The sequence below is a fragment of the Rhodococcus sp. GQ147 genome, assembly GCF_059759155.1.
The window spans coordinates 36,713-50,630 of the sequence record NZ_JCAXDU010000022.1; the positions used below are offsets into that span (position 1 = coordinate 36,713).

Below are 13,918 nucleotides of genomic sequence, written 5' to 3' on the forward strand. Positions count from 1 at the left end.
CAGGAGCGAAAAAGTTACTGCCGCAAAGGACATGGTAATCTGCCCCGGCCGGCGAAGCAGTGCACCGAGAAGGCGACCATCGGGGCCGGCCCGGATCGCCCCTCCGCGTGCACATCACCCGACCGAGGACACCCCTCGCGCCGGCGGCGCGCGCCCGTGCAGCCCACGAGCGCCGACGAGAACGCCGCCGATCACTTCGTCGGCACACGCCCGGATCCGGGCGTGCCCTGCTGGAGCGGTATGCCGCGCCCGCCGGCCCGTGCCCGATCGGGCGCCCGACGCATGCCCACCGTCCGGCGGTGGATCGGACCGACGCCGCAGCGGAACCGACAGACAGGACGCGTGCAGCGCGCCCTGCGTTCCGCTGCGCTCCGACGACCGCGGACGTGACGCGAACACGAAGGAGGTCGCAGTGAACGGCACCGAGCTCGTTCAGTTCAGCGCCGCGACGATCGTTGCCCTGCTCGTAATCTTCTACGGCGGAACGCTTCTCGTCTCCGCTCGAATCGGGAAGAAGGACGAGAACGCCGACGGCTACATGACCGCCGGCAACAAGGTCGGTTTCGGGGTGTCGGCGGCCAGCATGACCGCCACCTGGATCTGGGCGTCCTCGCTGTACGCGTCGGCGACCTCCGGATACACCTACGGCATCTCCGGCCCGATCCACTACGGGCTGTGGGGCGCGTTGATGATCCTGTTCATCTACCCCTTCGGGAAGCGCATCCGCGCGGTCGCCCCGAAAGCACACACCCTCGCCGAGGTCATGTTCGCCCGGCACGGGCGGTCGAGCCAGCTCATGCTGGCCGGTTCGAATCTCGTCGGCAGCCTCATCAGCCTGATGTCCAACTTCATCGCCGGCGGTGTGCTCGTCTCGCTGATCTCGCCGTTCGGCTTCGTCCAGGGTGTCGTCTTCATCGCCGCCGGTGTGCTGCTCTACACCCTGTGGTCCGGCTTCCGAGCGTCCGTGCTCACCGACTTCATGCAGGTCGTGGCGATGCTCGGTGCGGTCGTTGTCATCATCCCGGCGGTCTTCTTCATCACCGGCTTCCCCGACGCGTTCGACGGTGGTTCCGGGAACCTCACCGACCAGCAGAGCGACTTCTTCTCCAGCGATGCCTTCCTGAACCAGGGCGCGCCGTACATCGCCGCCGTGCTCGCGTACGCCATCGGCAACCAGACGATCGCGCAGCGCCTGTTCGCGGTGCGGGAGGATCTCATCAAGCCCACCTTCGTCACCGCGACGATCGGCTACGGCGCCACCGTCATCGGCGTCGGCATGTTCGGTGTGCTCGCGCTGTACCTGGGCATCGACCCGATGGACGGCGACGTCAACAACATCGTGCCGCAGATGGTGGCGTCCTTCCTGCCCACGGCTCTGGTCGTCGTGTTCTTCGTCATGATCATCGGTGCGCTGTCGTCCACGGCCGATTCCGATCTGTCGGCGCTGTCGTCGATCGTCATGGCCGACATCTACGGCCAGAACATCGCCGGCGGCACCCGCAATGCCGATCCCAAGCGGATGCTCTTCATCGGGCGCGCCACGATGGTCGTCGCGACCGCAGCCGCCGTGGCGTTCGCGAGCATGAGATTGAGCATCCTCGACCTGCTCGTGTTCGTCGGCGCGCTCTGGGGTGCGCTGGTCTTCCCCGTCATCGCGAGCTTCTACTGGCACAAGGTCACCAACAAGGCGTTCACGACGTCGGTGCTCGTCGCCCTGGCAGCGTTCCTGCCGGTGCGTTTCGGGTGGTTCCCGATGGACGGGGTGCTCCCCTGGACGGTGGACATCGCATCGGTCGTCGGTGTCGGCGTGATCGCGGGTCTGATGGCATTCGGCTTCTTCGGACTCCGGGCCGCACGCGTCATCGGTGTCGTCGCCGCGGGGGTCGTGGCGCCCTTCGCGCTCGGCTCGGTCCACGACTACGCCGTGCTCAGCGCCTCGCTCGTCGCCTACGCGGTCAGCACGGTCGTGTGCTGGGCGATGTCCGTGAACTCCGACGAGAACTTCGACTTCGAGGTCATCGCGCAGCGTGTCGGTGACTTCGACGTGGCTGCGGACGACGTGACACCCGAAACCGACCCTGACTCCCCGAACGCCCCTGCCTCGGCGAACGTCCCTGCCTCGCCGAACGTCCCTGCCTCGGCGAAAACCCCTGCGTCCGAGACGGACGCCGCGGCGACCACTCCGGAGAAGGAGAACCGATGAGCACGCTCGCACTGACCGTCTACGTCCTGATCTGGCCCGTACTCGTCGCCGGTGTGCTGGCGGCGCTCTGCCGCGGGTTCTTCAAGGAGTGGCTGCAGGCCCGACGGGACGGCGAGGATCTGATCTGACCGTCACCGCAGGATTCCCTCCCGCACGGCTCGGAGGACCGCATTCGTGCGGTCCCGGGCGCCGAGCTCGAGCAGGATCGACGACACGTGGTTCTTCACGGTGCCCTCGGCCAGGAACAGCACGTCGGCGATCATGCGGTTGCCGAAGCCCTCGGCCATCAACCGCAGCACCTCGAGTTCACGTTCGGTCAACTCCTGCACGACCGGGGTGTCGTCGGGCTGTGGAGCGGAGCGGATCGCGCGCAGCAACCGGTCGGTGATCGAGGGGGCGACGAGCGTGCCACCCTCCTCGAGGGTCCGTACCGCACGGGCGAGTTGCTCGAGCGTGACGTCCTCGAGGAGATATCCCCGGGCTCCGGCACGTAGGGCCGCGAGCACGAGTTCGTCGTCGCCGAAGGTCGTGAGCACGAGCACCGGGACTTCGAGGCTGCGCTCGCGGAGACGGTCGATGGTCCACGAGCGGTACGTGGCCGAACTCTCGGGCTGCGGCCGGTGGAGAACGAGGCTCCCGAGAACGACTCGCTTCGTACGATGTCACAGCGCTTGGCCACCCAGTACGTGAAATTCGTCCGCTCCGAGGAGATAGGCTTGGGCGAGAACTGATCTCGCGGTATTGTCGACGGGTGGTCGACGCTGCCCCCGACGGCGTCGACCACTTCGGGCCGCGAAACGTTCGTAACTCCGCCGCCCGTCGAACCGAGTCTCGAATGCGCATGTGGGGCAATGTGACTGCTCGGGATGGCGAGGGGGCTCGATGGACGAAGCCGAGTTGATCGAGCGGTGCCGGGCAGGCGACCGGGCAGCGTTCGCCGAGCTCGTCGCACCGTCACGGGAACGCGTGTGGGCGGTCTGCGTCCGGATCACAGGAAACCGGCACGACGCCGAGGATGCACTGCAGGATGCGCTGATCGCGGCGTGGCAGAATCTCGGCAGATTCCGTGGTACAGCAGCATCCGGAACGTGGTGTATCGCATCGCGAGCAATGCGGCGCTCGCTGTCGTGCGGACGCGACGTGGTGAGGTCCTCGACGAACGGCTCAGGGACGAATACGTCTCCGGGGAAACGCCTCTCGCCGAGAGCGTGGTCGACGGTGATGTGGTCCGGCGAGCTTTTCTCCTTCTCCCCGATCAGTTTCGGGTTGTCATCGTGTTGCGTGAGTATGCGCAGCTCGGTTACGCCGAGATCGCAACGCACCAGGGCGTGGGTGTGCAGACGGTGAAGAGCCGGATCAGGCGTGCCCGTATGCAACTCGCCGATCTACTGAGTCCGGAACTGCTCGGCGCCGAAGAGGTTGCCCTCCGACCGACGGTCGGGTACGCCGACACGGAGGGCACCGAACCGCCGAGGACAACCCGGAAGGATGAGCAATGACGCAGAGCGAACCGATTTCGTTGCCCCCGTCAAGGGAATCGCTGGGACTCGATCCGATGGACCGGATTCCCGAACTACCCGAGGACGCCTGGCGTCGGGTGCTCCATATCGCCACCGATCCCCTCACCCCTCGCATCGGAACCGAACTGGTTCCCGTCGAGGGAATCGATGAGAACGATATCGAGCACCCCGCCATCGACGACCTGCCGATCGAACAACTCGATGATCACGGCAACGACGAGCTGCCGAAGCCGGAATTCGTCGTCGACGCAACCGATCCCGACTCGAGGTAGCCGGCCCTGCAGAGATCCGGCCCGCATCATCGCAGTCCCATCCCGGTCGATCCGAGATCGGCGACCACCTCGTGCAGTGGTCGCCCGACCGGACCGACCGCCAGTAGACCTCGGATCGTCGCCGTGAGGACTATCGTCGAGAATCCTTCGTGGTCGAATTCCGGAAGGTCGCGATGGGCCTCACCCAAGCGTTCGTCGGTGCTCAGCCGTTCGGCGACGTCGTCGCGTTGCTGCCGGAGCCCCGAGATACGCTCGAGCTGCGCTTCCTCGGCGACCGCGAAGTTGATCGCGGCGCTCGCCACCGCACTCGCCAGTGCGACCGCGACGTCGGGTGTGTACCCGCGGCGCACGAGAGCCTCGACCTCGCTCACCATCAGCCGCTGCCCCGCTTCCCCACGCGGGAAGAGGGTCTGCATGTAGGTTCCCAGGCCCGCATGGGCAAGAACGAACGCGCGTAGCTGCAGACCGAACGACAGCAGGTGCCGTTCGATGTCGTGCTCCGGATCGTCATGCAGAACGAGATCGCCGAGCAGACTCTCCCCCACGACGAGTTCGAGTCCCCAGCGACCGTCCACGTGGCGGTACAGCGCCGTTGTGGAGACGCCGAGTTCCGCGGCGACAGCGTTGAGGCTCAACTGTCGCAGCCCGATCGCTCGACCGACACGGATGATGTCCTCCATGTCGATCTTGCGTACACGTCTGCGGACGCCGGCCACCCCGCTCGTTCCTCCGGTCACCTTAAGTTAGACCCCATAACTTAAGGAACTATAGGTGTGGCTTCAGGGAACGACAAGTCGCCGATTCGTTCTCGGCGGGCTGCACCGGGCGAACGGCCCGGCGGCCGAGCTTCGCTCTCGCCGCGAACCTGCTCAGCGCGCATCCGCCGGCGGACGACCGAACCGGTCCGCGACGTCGGGGCTCACCCCAGGTGACGTCCGAGCAGTTCCCGGAAGGACGGCCCGTCCGTGCGGACCGCGTTTCCCGACACGCGCGGCCGTCCGGCGGGCACGGCGTCCGAGAACCCGCGGGGTGATCCCGTGCTGCGGGTGATCTGCTCGGCGAGTTCGTCCGCCGCCCTGCCGATCCGCCCCTTCAGTGCCGTGGCCGCCTCGCCTGTTCCGAAGTCGTCGGTGGTGGCGAAGACGCCGGTGGGCACGACGAGCGCACGCAGATAGCTCAGCAGCGGCCGCATCGCATGGTCGAGGACCAGTGAGTGTCGGGCGCTACCCGCGGTCGCGGCGAGCAACGTGGGCACACCGGTGAGCGTGTCCGGATCGAGCGCGTCGAAGAACATCTTGAACAGACCCGAGTAACCGGCGGCGAAGACCGGGGTCACCGCGATCAGGCCGTCGGCAGTCGCGAGTTGTTCACGGGCTCGTGCGACCGCTGCGGTAGGGACACCGGCGGTGAAGGTGGTGGCCAGATCCATCGCGAGGCTGCGTAATTCGATGACCTCGGTTTCCGCGTCGTCTCCGCGCGTGCCGACCGCGACACGAGTGGCCTCGGCGATGCGGTCGGCGAGCAGACGGGTGGTGGACGGCTCGGCCAGGCCACCGCTGACGACGACGATACGGCGGGTCATCGGGCGTCCACCTCTTCCGGCACGAGGTCGACGCGGGCCGGGATCACCTGACGGTGCGCCGAGTCGGCTCCCTGCGCGGCGAGCGTGCTGTGTGTGGGCGGGTCGGACGGCACGTGGGCGGGGCGGCGGCGTTCGAATTCCGCTCGCAGTACCGGCACGACCTCCCGGCCGAGGATCTCGATCTGCTCGAGCACGACGTCGAGCGGCAGGCCGGCGTGGTCCATGAGGAACAGCTGACGCTGATAGTCGCCGGCGTAGTCGGCGAAACCGAGCGTGCGTTCGACGACCTGCTCGGGTGTGCCGACGGTCAGCGGTGTCATCGTCGAGAAATCCTCGAGCGACGGGCCGTGGCCGTAGACGGGGGCGTTGTCGAAATAGGGACGGAAGATCCGTTTCGCCTCGGCCTCGGTCTCCGCCATGAACACCTGGCCACCGAGCCCGACGACGGCCTGGTCTGCGGCACCGTGACCGTACTGCTCGAACCGCTGCCGGTAAAGAGCGATCATCTGCTGGATGTGTTCCTTGTTCCAGAAGATGTTGTTGTGGAAGAAGCCGTCGCCGTAGAAGGCGGCCTGTTCCGCGATCTCGGACGAACGGATGGAACCGTGCCAGACGAAGGGCGGGGTGTCGTCGAGCGGCCACGGGGTGGAGGTGTAGCCGTGCAGCGGTGTGCGGAACTTGCCCTCCCAGTCGACGACGCGTTCGCGCCAGAGCCGTCGCAGCAGGTGGTAGTTCTCGATGGCGAGCGGGATGCCCTGCCGGATGTCCTTGCCGAACCACGGGTAGACCGGTCCGGTGTTCCCGCGTCCCATCATGAGGTCGACGCGGCCGCCGGACAGGTGCTGGAGCATCGCGAAGTCCTCGGCGATCTTCACCGGGTCGTTGGTGGTGATGAGGGTGGTCGCGGTCGAGAGGATGAGCTTCTCGGTCCTCGCGGCGATCCAGCCGAGCATCGTCGTCGGCGAGGACGGGACGAAGGGGGGATTGTGGTGCTCGCCGGACGCGAAGACGTCCAGGCCCACCTCCTCGGCCTTCAGCGCGATCTTCGTCATCGCGACGATGCGCTCATGTTCGGTGGGGACCCGGCCCGTCGTGGGGTCGCGCGTGACGTCGCCGATGGTGAAGATGCCGAACTGCACGGTCGAACCTCCGTCAAGTAGTTGAACTGTCAACTATTCTAACGGGCGGGTCGCCCGGAAGATTCCCGGGCGGGTCTCCGCCCGGGATCCGGACCCCCTAGGCCGACCAGCCGGTGCTCTCGGCCCACTCCCACGCCCGGTGATGCGCCCGGTCGAACCACGGCGCCTTGAGCGCTGCGTAGGTGGCCGCCGCCTCGGCACGATCCGTCTTCTGCGACGCCCCGACTGCGGCATCGGCCTTGAGGTCGGCGTACTCGCGCTTCGCGGTGTCGACCGCGGACAGCCAGTCGCGCAGTAGCAACGCGAACTGCTGGGCGGGCCAGCCGTCCACCCGGACCGCCACCCGCGCCGGACGGCCGGGATCGGCGCTGCCGTGCAACCGCATCTCCCACACCGCCGGGTCGGTCTCTCCCCCGGCCCCGTAGGACGGTTTCGGATCGTCGGTCACCACATCGTCGATGCGCGGGAAGCCCGCAGCAGCCAAGGCGGGTGCGAGCGCATCGGCTGCCGCGAGATCGCCGACGGTGATCTGCAGGTCGATGACGTCGACGCCGGCCAGACCGGGCACCGCGGTGGAGCCCACGTGGTCGATACGCTTCGCCGCGCCCCCGGCTGCGAGGGCCAGCCGGGCGACGAGCCGCTGCGCCTGCCGATGCCATTCCTCGCGCGCGGGCACGAGAACCGGATCCGCCTCGACCACCACACCGGTGCGCAGATTTTTCTCGAACGGCACCAGGCGATCGTTCCACAGCGTCCGGACCTGCTCGACCAGCACCTGCTGATCACCGGTGTTGTCGAGCCACACGTCGGCGACCTCGCGTCGCTGTTCCTCCGTCGCCTGCGCCGCGATCCGCGCGCGGGCGTCCGCCTCGGGCATGCCGCGCAGTTCGACGAGACGCCGGATCCGCTCCGCCTCGTCGGCGTGCACGACGGCGACGAGGTGGAAGGCCGGCGCCATCCCGCCCTCGACGAGCAACGGGATATCCTGCACGACCACCGCGTCGTCGGGCGCAGCGGCGACCAGCTCGGCGGTACGGCGCCCGACCCGGGGATGGGTGATGGCGTTGAGAACCGCGCGCGCGTCCTCGCTGGCGAACGCCTTCGCGGCGAGGGCAGGACGGTCGAGGGTGCCGTCGGGCTGCAGGATGTCCTCACCGAAGGCGTCCACGAGCTCGGCGAGGCCCTCGGAGCCGGGAGCGACGATCTCCCGGGCGACGACATCGGAGTCGACGATCACCGCCCCGAGTTCGACGAGCTCCTTGGCGACGGTCGACTTGCCCGCGCCGATTCCTCCGGTCAACCCCATTCGCAGCACGTTGCCCAGTCTCGCATCACTACGTCACCGAGGCACCTTCGCGGTCCCTACGAGGCCTCGCGCATCGTCAGCCCCGACAGCGCGACGACATACTCGCCCGCCTGTTCGTCGAAGTCGACGGTGTACACCGTCGGGTAGTAGCCGGTCCGCCGGTAGGACGACGGTTGTTTCACGATCTCCCGCAGGGACGGCTTCGTCGCCAACCACTCCCGCGTCATCATCGGCTCGATGAAGATGAACTCCCCGTCCCACGATCCGTTGAGCAGCACCTCGGTGAACTCGAAGGAGCCGGGGATCACGTCGTCCGCGGTGTCTGTCCAGTGCATGCCCATGAACGGCACGGTGTTCTCGACGGGTGGACCGGGTGGTGGGATGTATCCCTCCGGAACGTACTCGGGTTCGGGGAGCCGCGCCGCGCGCGCCGCGAAATCGGGTGCGGCCGGGTCCACCTCGTGGTCGGCGTCCGTCGTGTAGAAGTGCATGTCGAAATGGGGCGCGCCGTAGAGGATCTCCGGGTCGTGCCCGTTCGGGTTCCAGCCCAGCATCACGTGGTCTGAACCGGTGTCCGGAGCACCCGCGGGAAGATCCGGCATGAGCATCGTCGTGCCGGCGCCCGGACCCTCGGGAAGTCCGGTGAGCACGGACTCCGACATCCGGATACCGACCTCGCGCGGTCTCCCGCCGTGATCGACGACGATATATGCGCGGGAGATTCCCTCCCCCAGTTCGCTTTCCGGCCCGTAGAGGGTGGTGACACCATGGTCGTGCCCTGCCGTCTCCGCACCCTCGGCGGTCGGGACGGATCCGTCGCTGCAACCCGCGAGGGTCAGAACGGTGCAGGTGGAGAAGGCGAGTGCGGTGATCGATCGAGAAGTGCGCATTGCCTGCCTTGCGTGAGTGGATGGGTTCGCGGTGGGAGGTGTCGGTCTCATCGGGGTCGGCGCACGACCTGCCCGACGCGCAGCACACCGTGGGTGTCGTGCTCGTCGGCGAGAGCGCCGAGCCAGTGCGCGGTGTCGTCGTCGTAGGTCCGCGCGATGCGGTCCGGATCCGAGGTGGCGGTGAAGTTGGGCAGCGACGTGCCCGTGGCCCACGGTGCCAGTGCCCGATCGATGACCTGGATGTGCGCGACGACGACGTCGGCCGAGGGTGGCGCGAGGACGCCGCTGACGAAGAGGGAGAAGGCGGCGTCGCGGTGGCAGAAGGCGCTGCGATGCCGTGGTTCACGTGCCAGCGCTCCGCCGAGGAGCCGCATCTCGATGATGGTCTGCGGCGAGTGGGAACCAGGTCCCGCCACCGAGAGCAATACGTCGATCGCGTCGTGCGTCAGTTCGCGTGTCAGCGCACTGTGTTCGTGGACGGGCATCGGGTCGACCGGGTCGGCGTGCACTGCTCCCAGTGCCGTGTACGGCAGGGTGCCGATGCCGTCGAGGATCGGGGTCGCGACCGTGCGCAGCGCGCCGAGGATCTCCTCGGACTCGGCTTCGCCGGCGACGCTCGCGAAACGGACGGCCACGGTGGCGCGACCGGCCAGCGGTTCCGGGACTCCCGGCAGCGGTGGCAGTTGAAGGAAGGCCAGCGAGGTCGAACTGTGCTCGGGCAGGCCAGCGCACAGGTCCAGCCAGGCGTGCGCCACCGCGTCCGCGTCGGCGCCGTCGAAATACAGCGCGCCACCGTAGAAGTGCGGCAGGAGCACGAGATCGATCTCCACCGCGGTGACGATCCCGAGGGTCGCCTTGCCGCCGCGCAGGCCCCAGAACAGTTCGGCGTGCTGTTCGGAAGTCACCCGGAGCAGGTCTCCGTCACCGGTGACGAGATCGAAGGCCAGCACGTGGTCGGAGGAGAGTCCGTAGGTGCGGACCAATGGGCCGATGCCCCCGCCGGTGAGGAAACCGGCCACGCCGACGTGGGGTGCCGATCCGGCGAGCGGGGCCAGGCCGTGGGGTGCGGCGGCGTCGACGACCTGCTGCCACACCAGGCCGGCGCCGAGACGGGCGGTGCGGGTGTCGGGGTCGATCGAGCATTCGGTGAGGCGGCCGGTGTGCACGAGCAGCACCTCGTCGCCGAGTGGCACGGCGCCGTGACCGGTGCGCTGCACGGCCACCTTCAGGCCGTGTTCGCCCGCGAACCGGACGGTGGCGCTGACGTCGAGGGCGTTCTCGACCGCGATCACCGCGCGGGGACGGACCGGCACCGCCACGTTCCACGGGGTTGCGACGTCGTAGCCGGGTTCGCCCGGAAGGGAGATCGATCCGGTGACCGCGGTACGGAGAGCGTCGATGGGGTCGGTGCCGACGGTGGGCGTCCGCTGGTTCATGTGCACTTCCTTTCGTCGCACTGGATGGGGTGCGACAAAAGAGTGCCGGGACCGGCTTGGCGGCTTCTTGCGGTGGCGCGGGCCGCCGTCCAAGCGGTCGCCAAGAACCGGTCAGGTGGGGATCGAGCGGGCGTAGGCGGCGAGTCCGAGCATGCCGGTGTGGGCCGCTTCGTCGGCGATCGCGGCGATCTCCCGGCTGCGTTCGGGCGCGTCCGGCCGCAGTTGGGCACGCAGTAACCGGCACCGCAGCAGCGTCGGGGGGCTCGATGTGCGGGTCGCGAGGTCCTCGGCCCGATCCAGCAGCGCCGCGGCGTCGTCGGTGCGCCCGAGCAGTGCCTGCAGGCGTGCGCAGACCTCCGCCACCGAACCGATCACCCCGACCTGTCCCACCGTCGCGATGCGATCGGTGAACGGATCGAGGAGCTCGAGCAACATCTCGGCGTAGTCGACGAGGGCGAGGTCGGCGACGACGCGCGCGATGAGTGTGCGATGCCCGAGGGTCGTCCAGGTGAAGGGTGCGCCTTTTGCCGCCCATTGTTCGATGTCGCGGATCACCGTCCCGGTGTCCCGACGGGCGCCGGCGATCGCGATGCTCCAGGAATCCGGTTCCACGGTGCCGGGATCCGCGTCGGCGAGGGTGCCGTACTCCCATTCGAGGGTGTTGGTGGCGAGGTCGGAGCTGCCCGCCGTGTACAGCTCGGTCTGCAGGTGGAACTGAGTGGCGGTGTCGTAGTGGCGCCGGGTCTCGGCGAAGTCGCCGTGCCATGCCGCAAGCGTCGCTTCCATCCATCGTAGTTGTACGCGCAGCACGGGCAGACGCAGCAGATCGCAACCGGCGATGCCCAGGCGGACGTGGGACGTCGCGGCGTCGACGTCGCCGAGGTTCGTCAGTGTCATGCTCGCAACGGCGTGGGCGATCACCTCGTCGAACCGGGCCTGCTGGTGCGGCAGTGCGAGGAGTTCGTCGGTGAGCCGGGCGGATTCGCGGCTGTGTGTCGCGACCCCCGAGTAGAGGAGGATGCGGCCCAGCAAGGCGTCGGCGACGACGTCCGGGTCGGCGAGTTCGCGTGCGATCTCCAGCGCGGTGCGGCTCATCCCGTCGGGGACGGACGAATCGGGGTGATAGCAACTGCCCACGGCGAGCGCCGCGAGTACCCGTGCGTGCGCCGCGCGGTCGGCCGCGACGAACGGTTCGAGTGCGGCGAGGCGGTCGAGGACCGGTCCCGGATCCTTGCCGTAGGACACCCACGGCCATGCACCGGCTGCGCGCAGCAGCGCTGCGGCCAGGCGACCGGCCGTCGACGTTCGGCCGTCCCGGACCGCGTCGAGCAGGCCCGCGTCGACGACGTCGAGTACGGTCTGGCCGCGCCCCGCCCGGGCGAGTGCCTCGACACGCGCGACGAGCAGATCGTCGCGATCGCCCGGGGATCGTTCCGCGGCGGGCAGCAGGTCGAAGGCCCGGACGGCATCGTCCCACCAGCGTGCCGCCTCCTCCGAGTTCCATCTCTCGGTGGCCTCGCGGGCGGCGATGACGCAGGCGTCGAGCACGACGCGAGCGTCGACGAGCGGCAGTGCCGCCATGAGATGCCGGGCTCGTCTGCCGGCACGATCCGGGTCGCAGGAGTCTGCCAGGACCTCCGCGACGCGTGCGTGCATGCGTTGGCGGCGGAGGGCGGGAATCGCCGCGAGGACCTCGTCGCGGAGCAATCCGTGGGCGAAGGCGTACCCCCGCAGTCCCGGATCGGCGACGATGATGCGCTCGTCGGCGGCGTCGTCGAGGTAGTCGGCGAGGGTGTCGGGATCGAGGCGCGTCGCACCGGTGAGGATGTCCATCTCGATGGTGTCGCCGACGACCGCGGCCACCCGGAGCACCTGCAGCACGGCCGGTTCCACCGCGGCGAGCCGCCGCGCGAGGACCGACCGGACCGCCATGGGGATCCCACCGTCGAGGCGTTCGTCCCGGGGAAGTCGCGCGTATTCGGACACGAACAGCGGGTTGCCGCCGGTGCGTTCGGCGAGCAGGCGCGCCTCGTCGGAATCGAGCGGCGCGCCGCTCACATGCCCGGCCAGGGCGGCGACCTCGGGTTCGGCGAGCGCCGGGACGTCGATGTGCCGGTTACCCTCGCCGTGCAGCACGGCGTCCACGAACCGCTGGACGCCGGGGGTCGTCTCCGAGTCGCGGAGTGTGCACACGATCCAGACACCCCGCTTGTGCAGGGCTCCCACGAGATACAGCAGGCAACGCAGAGAGGTCGGGTCGGCCCACTGGATGTCGTCGAGCACGACGGTGAAGACGGGAGTCTGCGTCGCGGCCGTTTCGACGACGCCCAGAACCCGTTCGTAGACCGCGAAGCGGGCTTCGTCGGACTCCACTCCGATGGGCGGGATCAGGGTGGTGTCGGCGTCGACGCCGAGTTCGCGCAGGATGCGCCGGATCGGCCACCAGGCGGGTGCTCCGTCGTCCTCGAGACACCGCGCCCACACGGTGTTCCCGCCGATCGCGGCGGTCCGGGCGTCGCATTCCTCGGCGAGGCGGGTCTTGCCGATACCGGCGGGCCCGGTGAGGACGACCCAGCGGGTGGCGCCGGAGCGGACCTCGTCGAGCATGCGGTCGAGGACGCCGGTCTCGGAGGTGCGTCCGACGAAGATGCGTCCGGGGCCCGGCGCCGGGGTGGGTACGGGAATGGTGGGCGCGGCCGGTGTCGGAACCTCCTCCGCGCCCGTCCATCCCGGGGTTCGGGGCCACGCGGCGAGTCCCGGTTCGTGCCGGAGGATCGCGCCCTGCAAGTCGGTGAGTTCGGTGCCGGACCGCAACCCCAGCTCGGTGTCCAGCCTTGTCTCGTGGACGCGGAACTGTTCGAGTGCTTCCGACGAACGCCCCGCTCGGTGCAGGGCGAGCATGCGCAGCCAGCAGGTGCGGTCGCGGAACGGGAACTCGCTGCACAGTTCGGTGGCGTCGACGAGAGCGGGCGCGAGGCGACCGAGGGCGAGCAGTGCGGTGATCCGGGTCTCGCGGCATTCGGTGCGCACCTCGTCGTAGGATGCCGCCGCGACCTCCACCCAGTGTTCGTCGCGCAGGTCCTCGAGGAGATGCCCCCGCACGGAGTCGAGGGCACGGTCGGCGGTGTCGAGTGCGAACTCCCATTCCCCGTTCTCGGCATGCCGACGGGCGGTCTCGGCGTCGTCGAGGAAGCGGGCCAGGTCGACCGACTCGGCCGGGATATCGAGGACGTAGCCGGGCGGCTGGCGCACGATCGGGGAGGCCGCACCGCTCTCCCCTCTCAGCACCCTGCGCATATTGGAGATGTACGCCTGGATACTCGCCGTCGCACTGGCAGGCGCCTCGTCCTGCCACAGGGCGTCGATCAGCCGGTCGGTGGAGACCACCCGCCCCCGGTTGAGCAGCAGGACGGCGAGGACCGCTCGCTGCTTGCGCGGCCCGAGATCGACCTGCGACTCCGACGAGGGCACCGCCGGATCGGCCGTCGACGCGACCCGGACCACCTCCAGCGGTCCGAGCAGTCGGTACATCATGTGGTGAGCCCCCTCGACCCCGGCCGAACTACGCGA

Annotated in this window: 11 protein-coding genes and 1 pseudogene; 4 read left to right on the plus strand and 8 right to left on the minus strand. The window is 68.8% G+C overall.

Annotation, left to right across the window (positions count from 1 at the left end; genetic code table 11):
- Nucleotides 1-412: 412 nt before the first annotated feature.
- Both AC6CID_RS21175 and AC6CID_RS21180 read left to right on the plus strand, forming a co-directional pair.
- A complete protein-coding gene (locus tag AC6CID_RS21175) occupies nucleotides 413-2,203 on the plus strand; it encodes a sodium:solute symporter family protein (RefSeq protein ID WP_498354420.1) in 1,791 nt (596 codons plus the stop codon).
- On the plus strand, nucleotides 2,200-2,331 hold the full coding sequence (locus tag AC6CID_RS21180) for a putative transporter small subunit (RefSeq protein ID WP_006553992.1): 132 nt from the start codon (nucleotides 2,200-2,202) through the stop codon (nucleotides 2,329-2,331). Before AC6CID_RS21175 ends, AC6CID_RS21180 begins: the two co-directional genes overlap by 4 nt.
- A gap of 3 nt (nucleotides 2,332-2,334) precedes the next feature.
- Here AC6CID_RS21180 and AC6CID_RS21185 read toward each other — a convergent pair whose 3' ends face one another.
- Entirely contained in the window at nucleotides 2,335-2,745 is a 411-nt protein-coding gene (locus tag AC6CID_RS21185) for a LuxR C-terminal-related transcriptional regulator (RefSeq protein ID WP_232238098.1), read from the minus strand.
- A gap of 340 nt (nucleotides 2,746-3,085) precedes the next feature.
- Here AC6CID_RS21185 and AC6CID_RS21190 point away from each other — a divergent pair.
- Nucleotides 3,086-3,606 (plus strand): annotated as a pseudogene (locus AC6CID_RS21190) (RNA polymerase sigma factor); the annotation flags it as partial.
- A gap of 92 nt (nucleotides 3,607-3,698) precedes the next feature.
- Nucleotides 3,699-3,995: a hypothetical protein gene (locus AC6CID_RS21195; RefSeq protein ID WP_033097668.1), complete on the plus strand. Its 297-nt coding sequence runs from the start codon at nucleotides 3,699-3,701 to the stop codon at nucleotides 3,993-3,995.
- A 26-nt stretch (nucleotides 3,996-4,021) separates the two neighbouring features.
- Here AC6CID_RS21195 and AC6CID_RS21200 read toward each other — a convergent pair whose 3' ends face one another.
- From AC6CID_RS21200 to AC6CID_RS21230, 7 genes are all read right to left on the minus strand, one after another.
- Nucleotides 4,022-4,711, minus strand: coding sequence for a TetR/AcrR family transcriptional regulator (locus AC6CID_RS21200; RefSeq protein ID WP_498354421.1), 690 nt, complete (start codon nucleotides 4,709-4,711; stop codon nucleotides 4,022-4,024).
- Between the two features lie 203 nt (nucleotides 4,712-4,914).
- Nucleotides 4,915-5,577, minus strand: a complete 663-nt coding sequence (locus AC6CID_RS21205) for an FMN reductase (protein ID WP_217579723.1) — start codon at nucleotides 5,575-5,577, stop codon at nucleotides 4,915-4,917.
- Nucleotides 5,574-6,716: an LLM class flavin-dependent oxidoreductase gene (locus AC6CID_RS21210; protein ID WP_019289657.1), complete on the minus strand. Its 1,143-nt coding sequence runs from the start codon at nucleotides 6,714-6,716 to the stop codon at nucleotides 5,574-5,576. Before AC6CID_RS21210 ends, AC6CID_RS21205 begins: the two co-directional genes overlap by 4 nt.
- 97 nt (nucleotides 6,717-6,813) lie before the next feature.
- Nucleotides 6,814-8,031 (minus strand): dephospho-CoA kinase, encoded by a 1,218-nt coding sequence (gene coaE, locus AC6CID_RS21215; protein ID WP_498354422.1) that lies wholly within the window; start codon nucleotides 8,029-8,031, stop codon nucleotides 6,814-6,816.
- Nucleotides 8,032-8,078: 47 nt separating this feature from the next.
- Nucleotides 8,079-8,912, minus strand: a complete 834-nt coding sequence (locus AC6CID_RS21220; RefSeq protein ID WP_498354423.1) for a DUF5602 domain-containing protein — start codon at nucleotides 8,910-8,912, stop codon at nucleotides 8,079-8,081.
- A gap of 47 nt (nucleotides 8,913-8,959) precedes the next feature.
- Nucleotides 8,960-10,348 carry an FAD-binding oxidoreductase gene (locus tag AC6CID_RS21225; protein ID WP_498354424.1) on the minus strand — a complete coding sequence of 463 codons (1,389 nt, stop codon included), beginning with the start codon at nucleotides 10,346-10,348 and terminating at the stop codon, nucleotides 8,960-8,962.
- Nucleotides 10,349-10,459: 111 nt separating this feature from the next.
- Nucleotides 10,460-13,882, minus strand: coding sequence for an ATP-binding protein (locus AC6CID_RS21230; protein ID WP_498354425.1), 3,423 nt, complete (start codon nucleotides 13,880-13,882; stop codon nucleotides 10,460-10,462).
- Nucleotides 13,883-13,918 lie beyond the last annotated feature (36 nt).

Coding starts and splice junctions, on each gene's coding strand:
- AC6CID_RS21180 (WP_006553992.1), top strand. CDS start 2,200: ATGAGCACGCTCGCACTGACCGTCTACGTCCTGATCTGGCCCGTACTC.
- AC6CID_RS21195 (WP_033097668.1), top strand. CDS start 3,699: ATGACGCAGAGCGAACCGATTTCGTTGCCCCCGTCAAGGGAATCGCTG.
- AC6CID_RS21220 (WP_498354423.1), bottom strand. CDS start 8,912: ATGCGCACTTCTCGATCGATCACCGCACTCGCCTTCTCCACCTGCACC.
- AC6CID_RS21230 (WP_498354425.1), bottom strand. CDS start 13,882: ATGATGTACCGACTGCTCGGACCGCTGGAGGTGGTCCGGGTCGCGTCG.
- AC6CID_RS21225 (WP_498354424.1), bottom strand. CDS start 10,348: ATGAACCAGCGGACGCCCACCGTCGGCACCGACCCCATCGACGCTCTC.
- AC6CID_RS21205 (WP_217579723.1), bottom strand. CDS start 5,577: ATGACCCGCCGTATCGTCGTCGTCAGCGGTGGCCTGGCCGAGCCGTCC.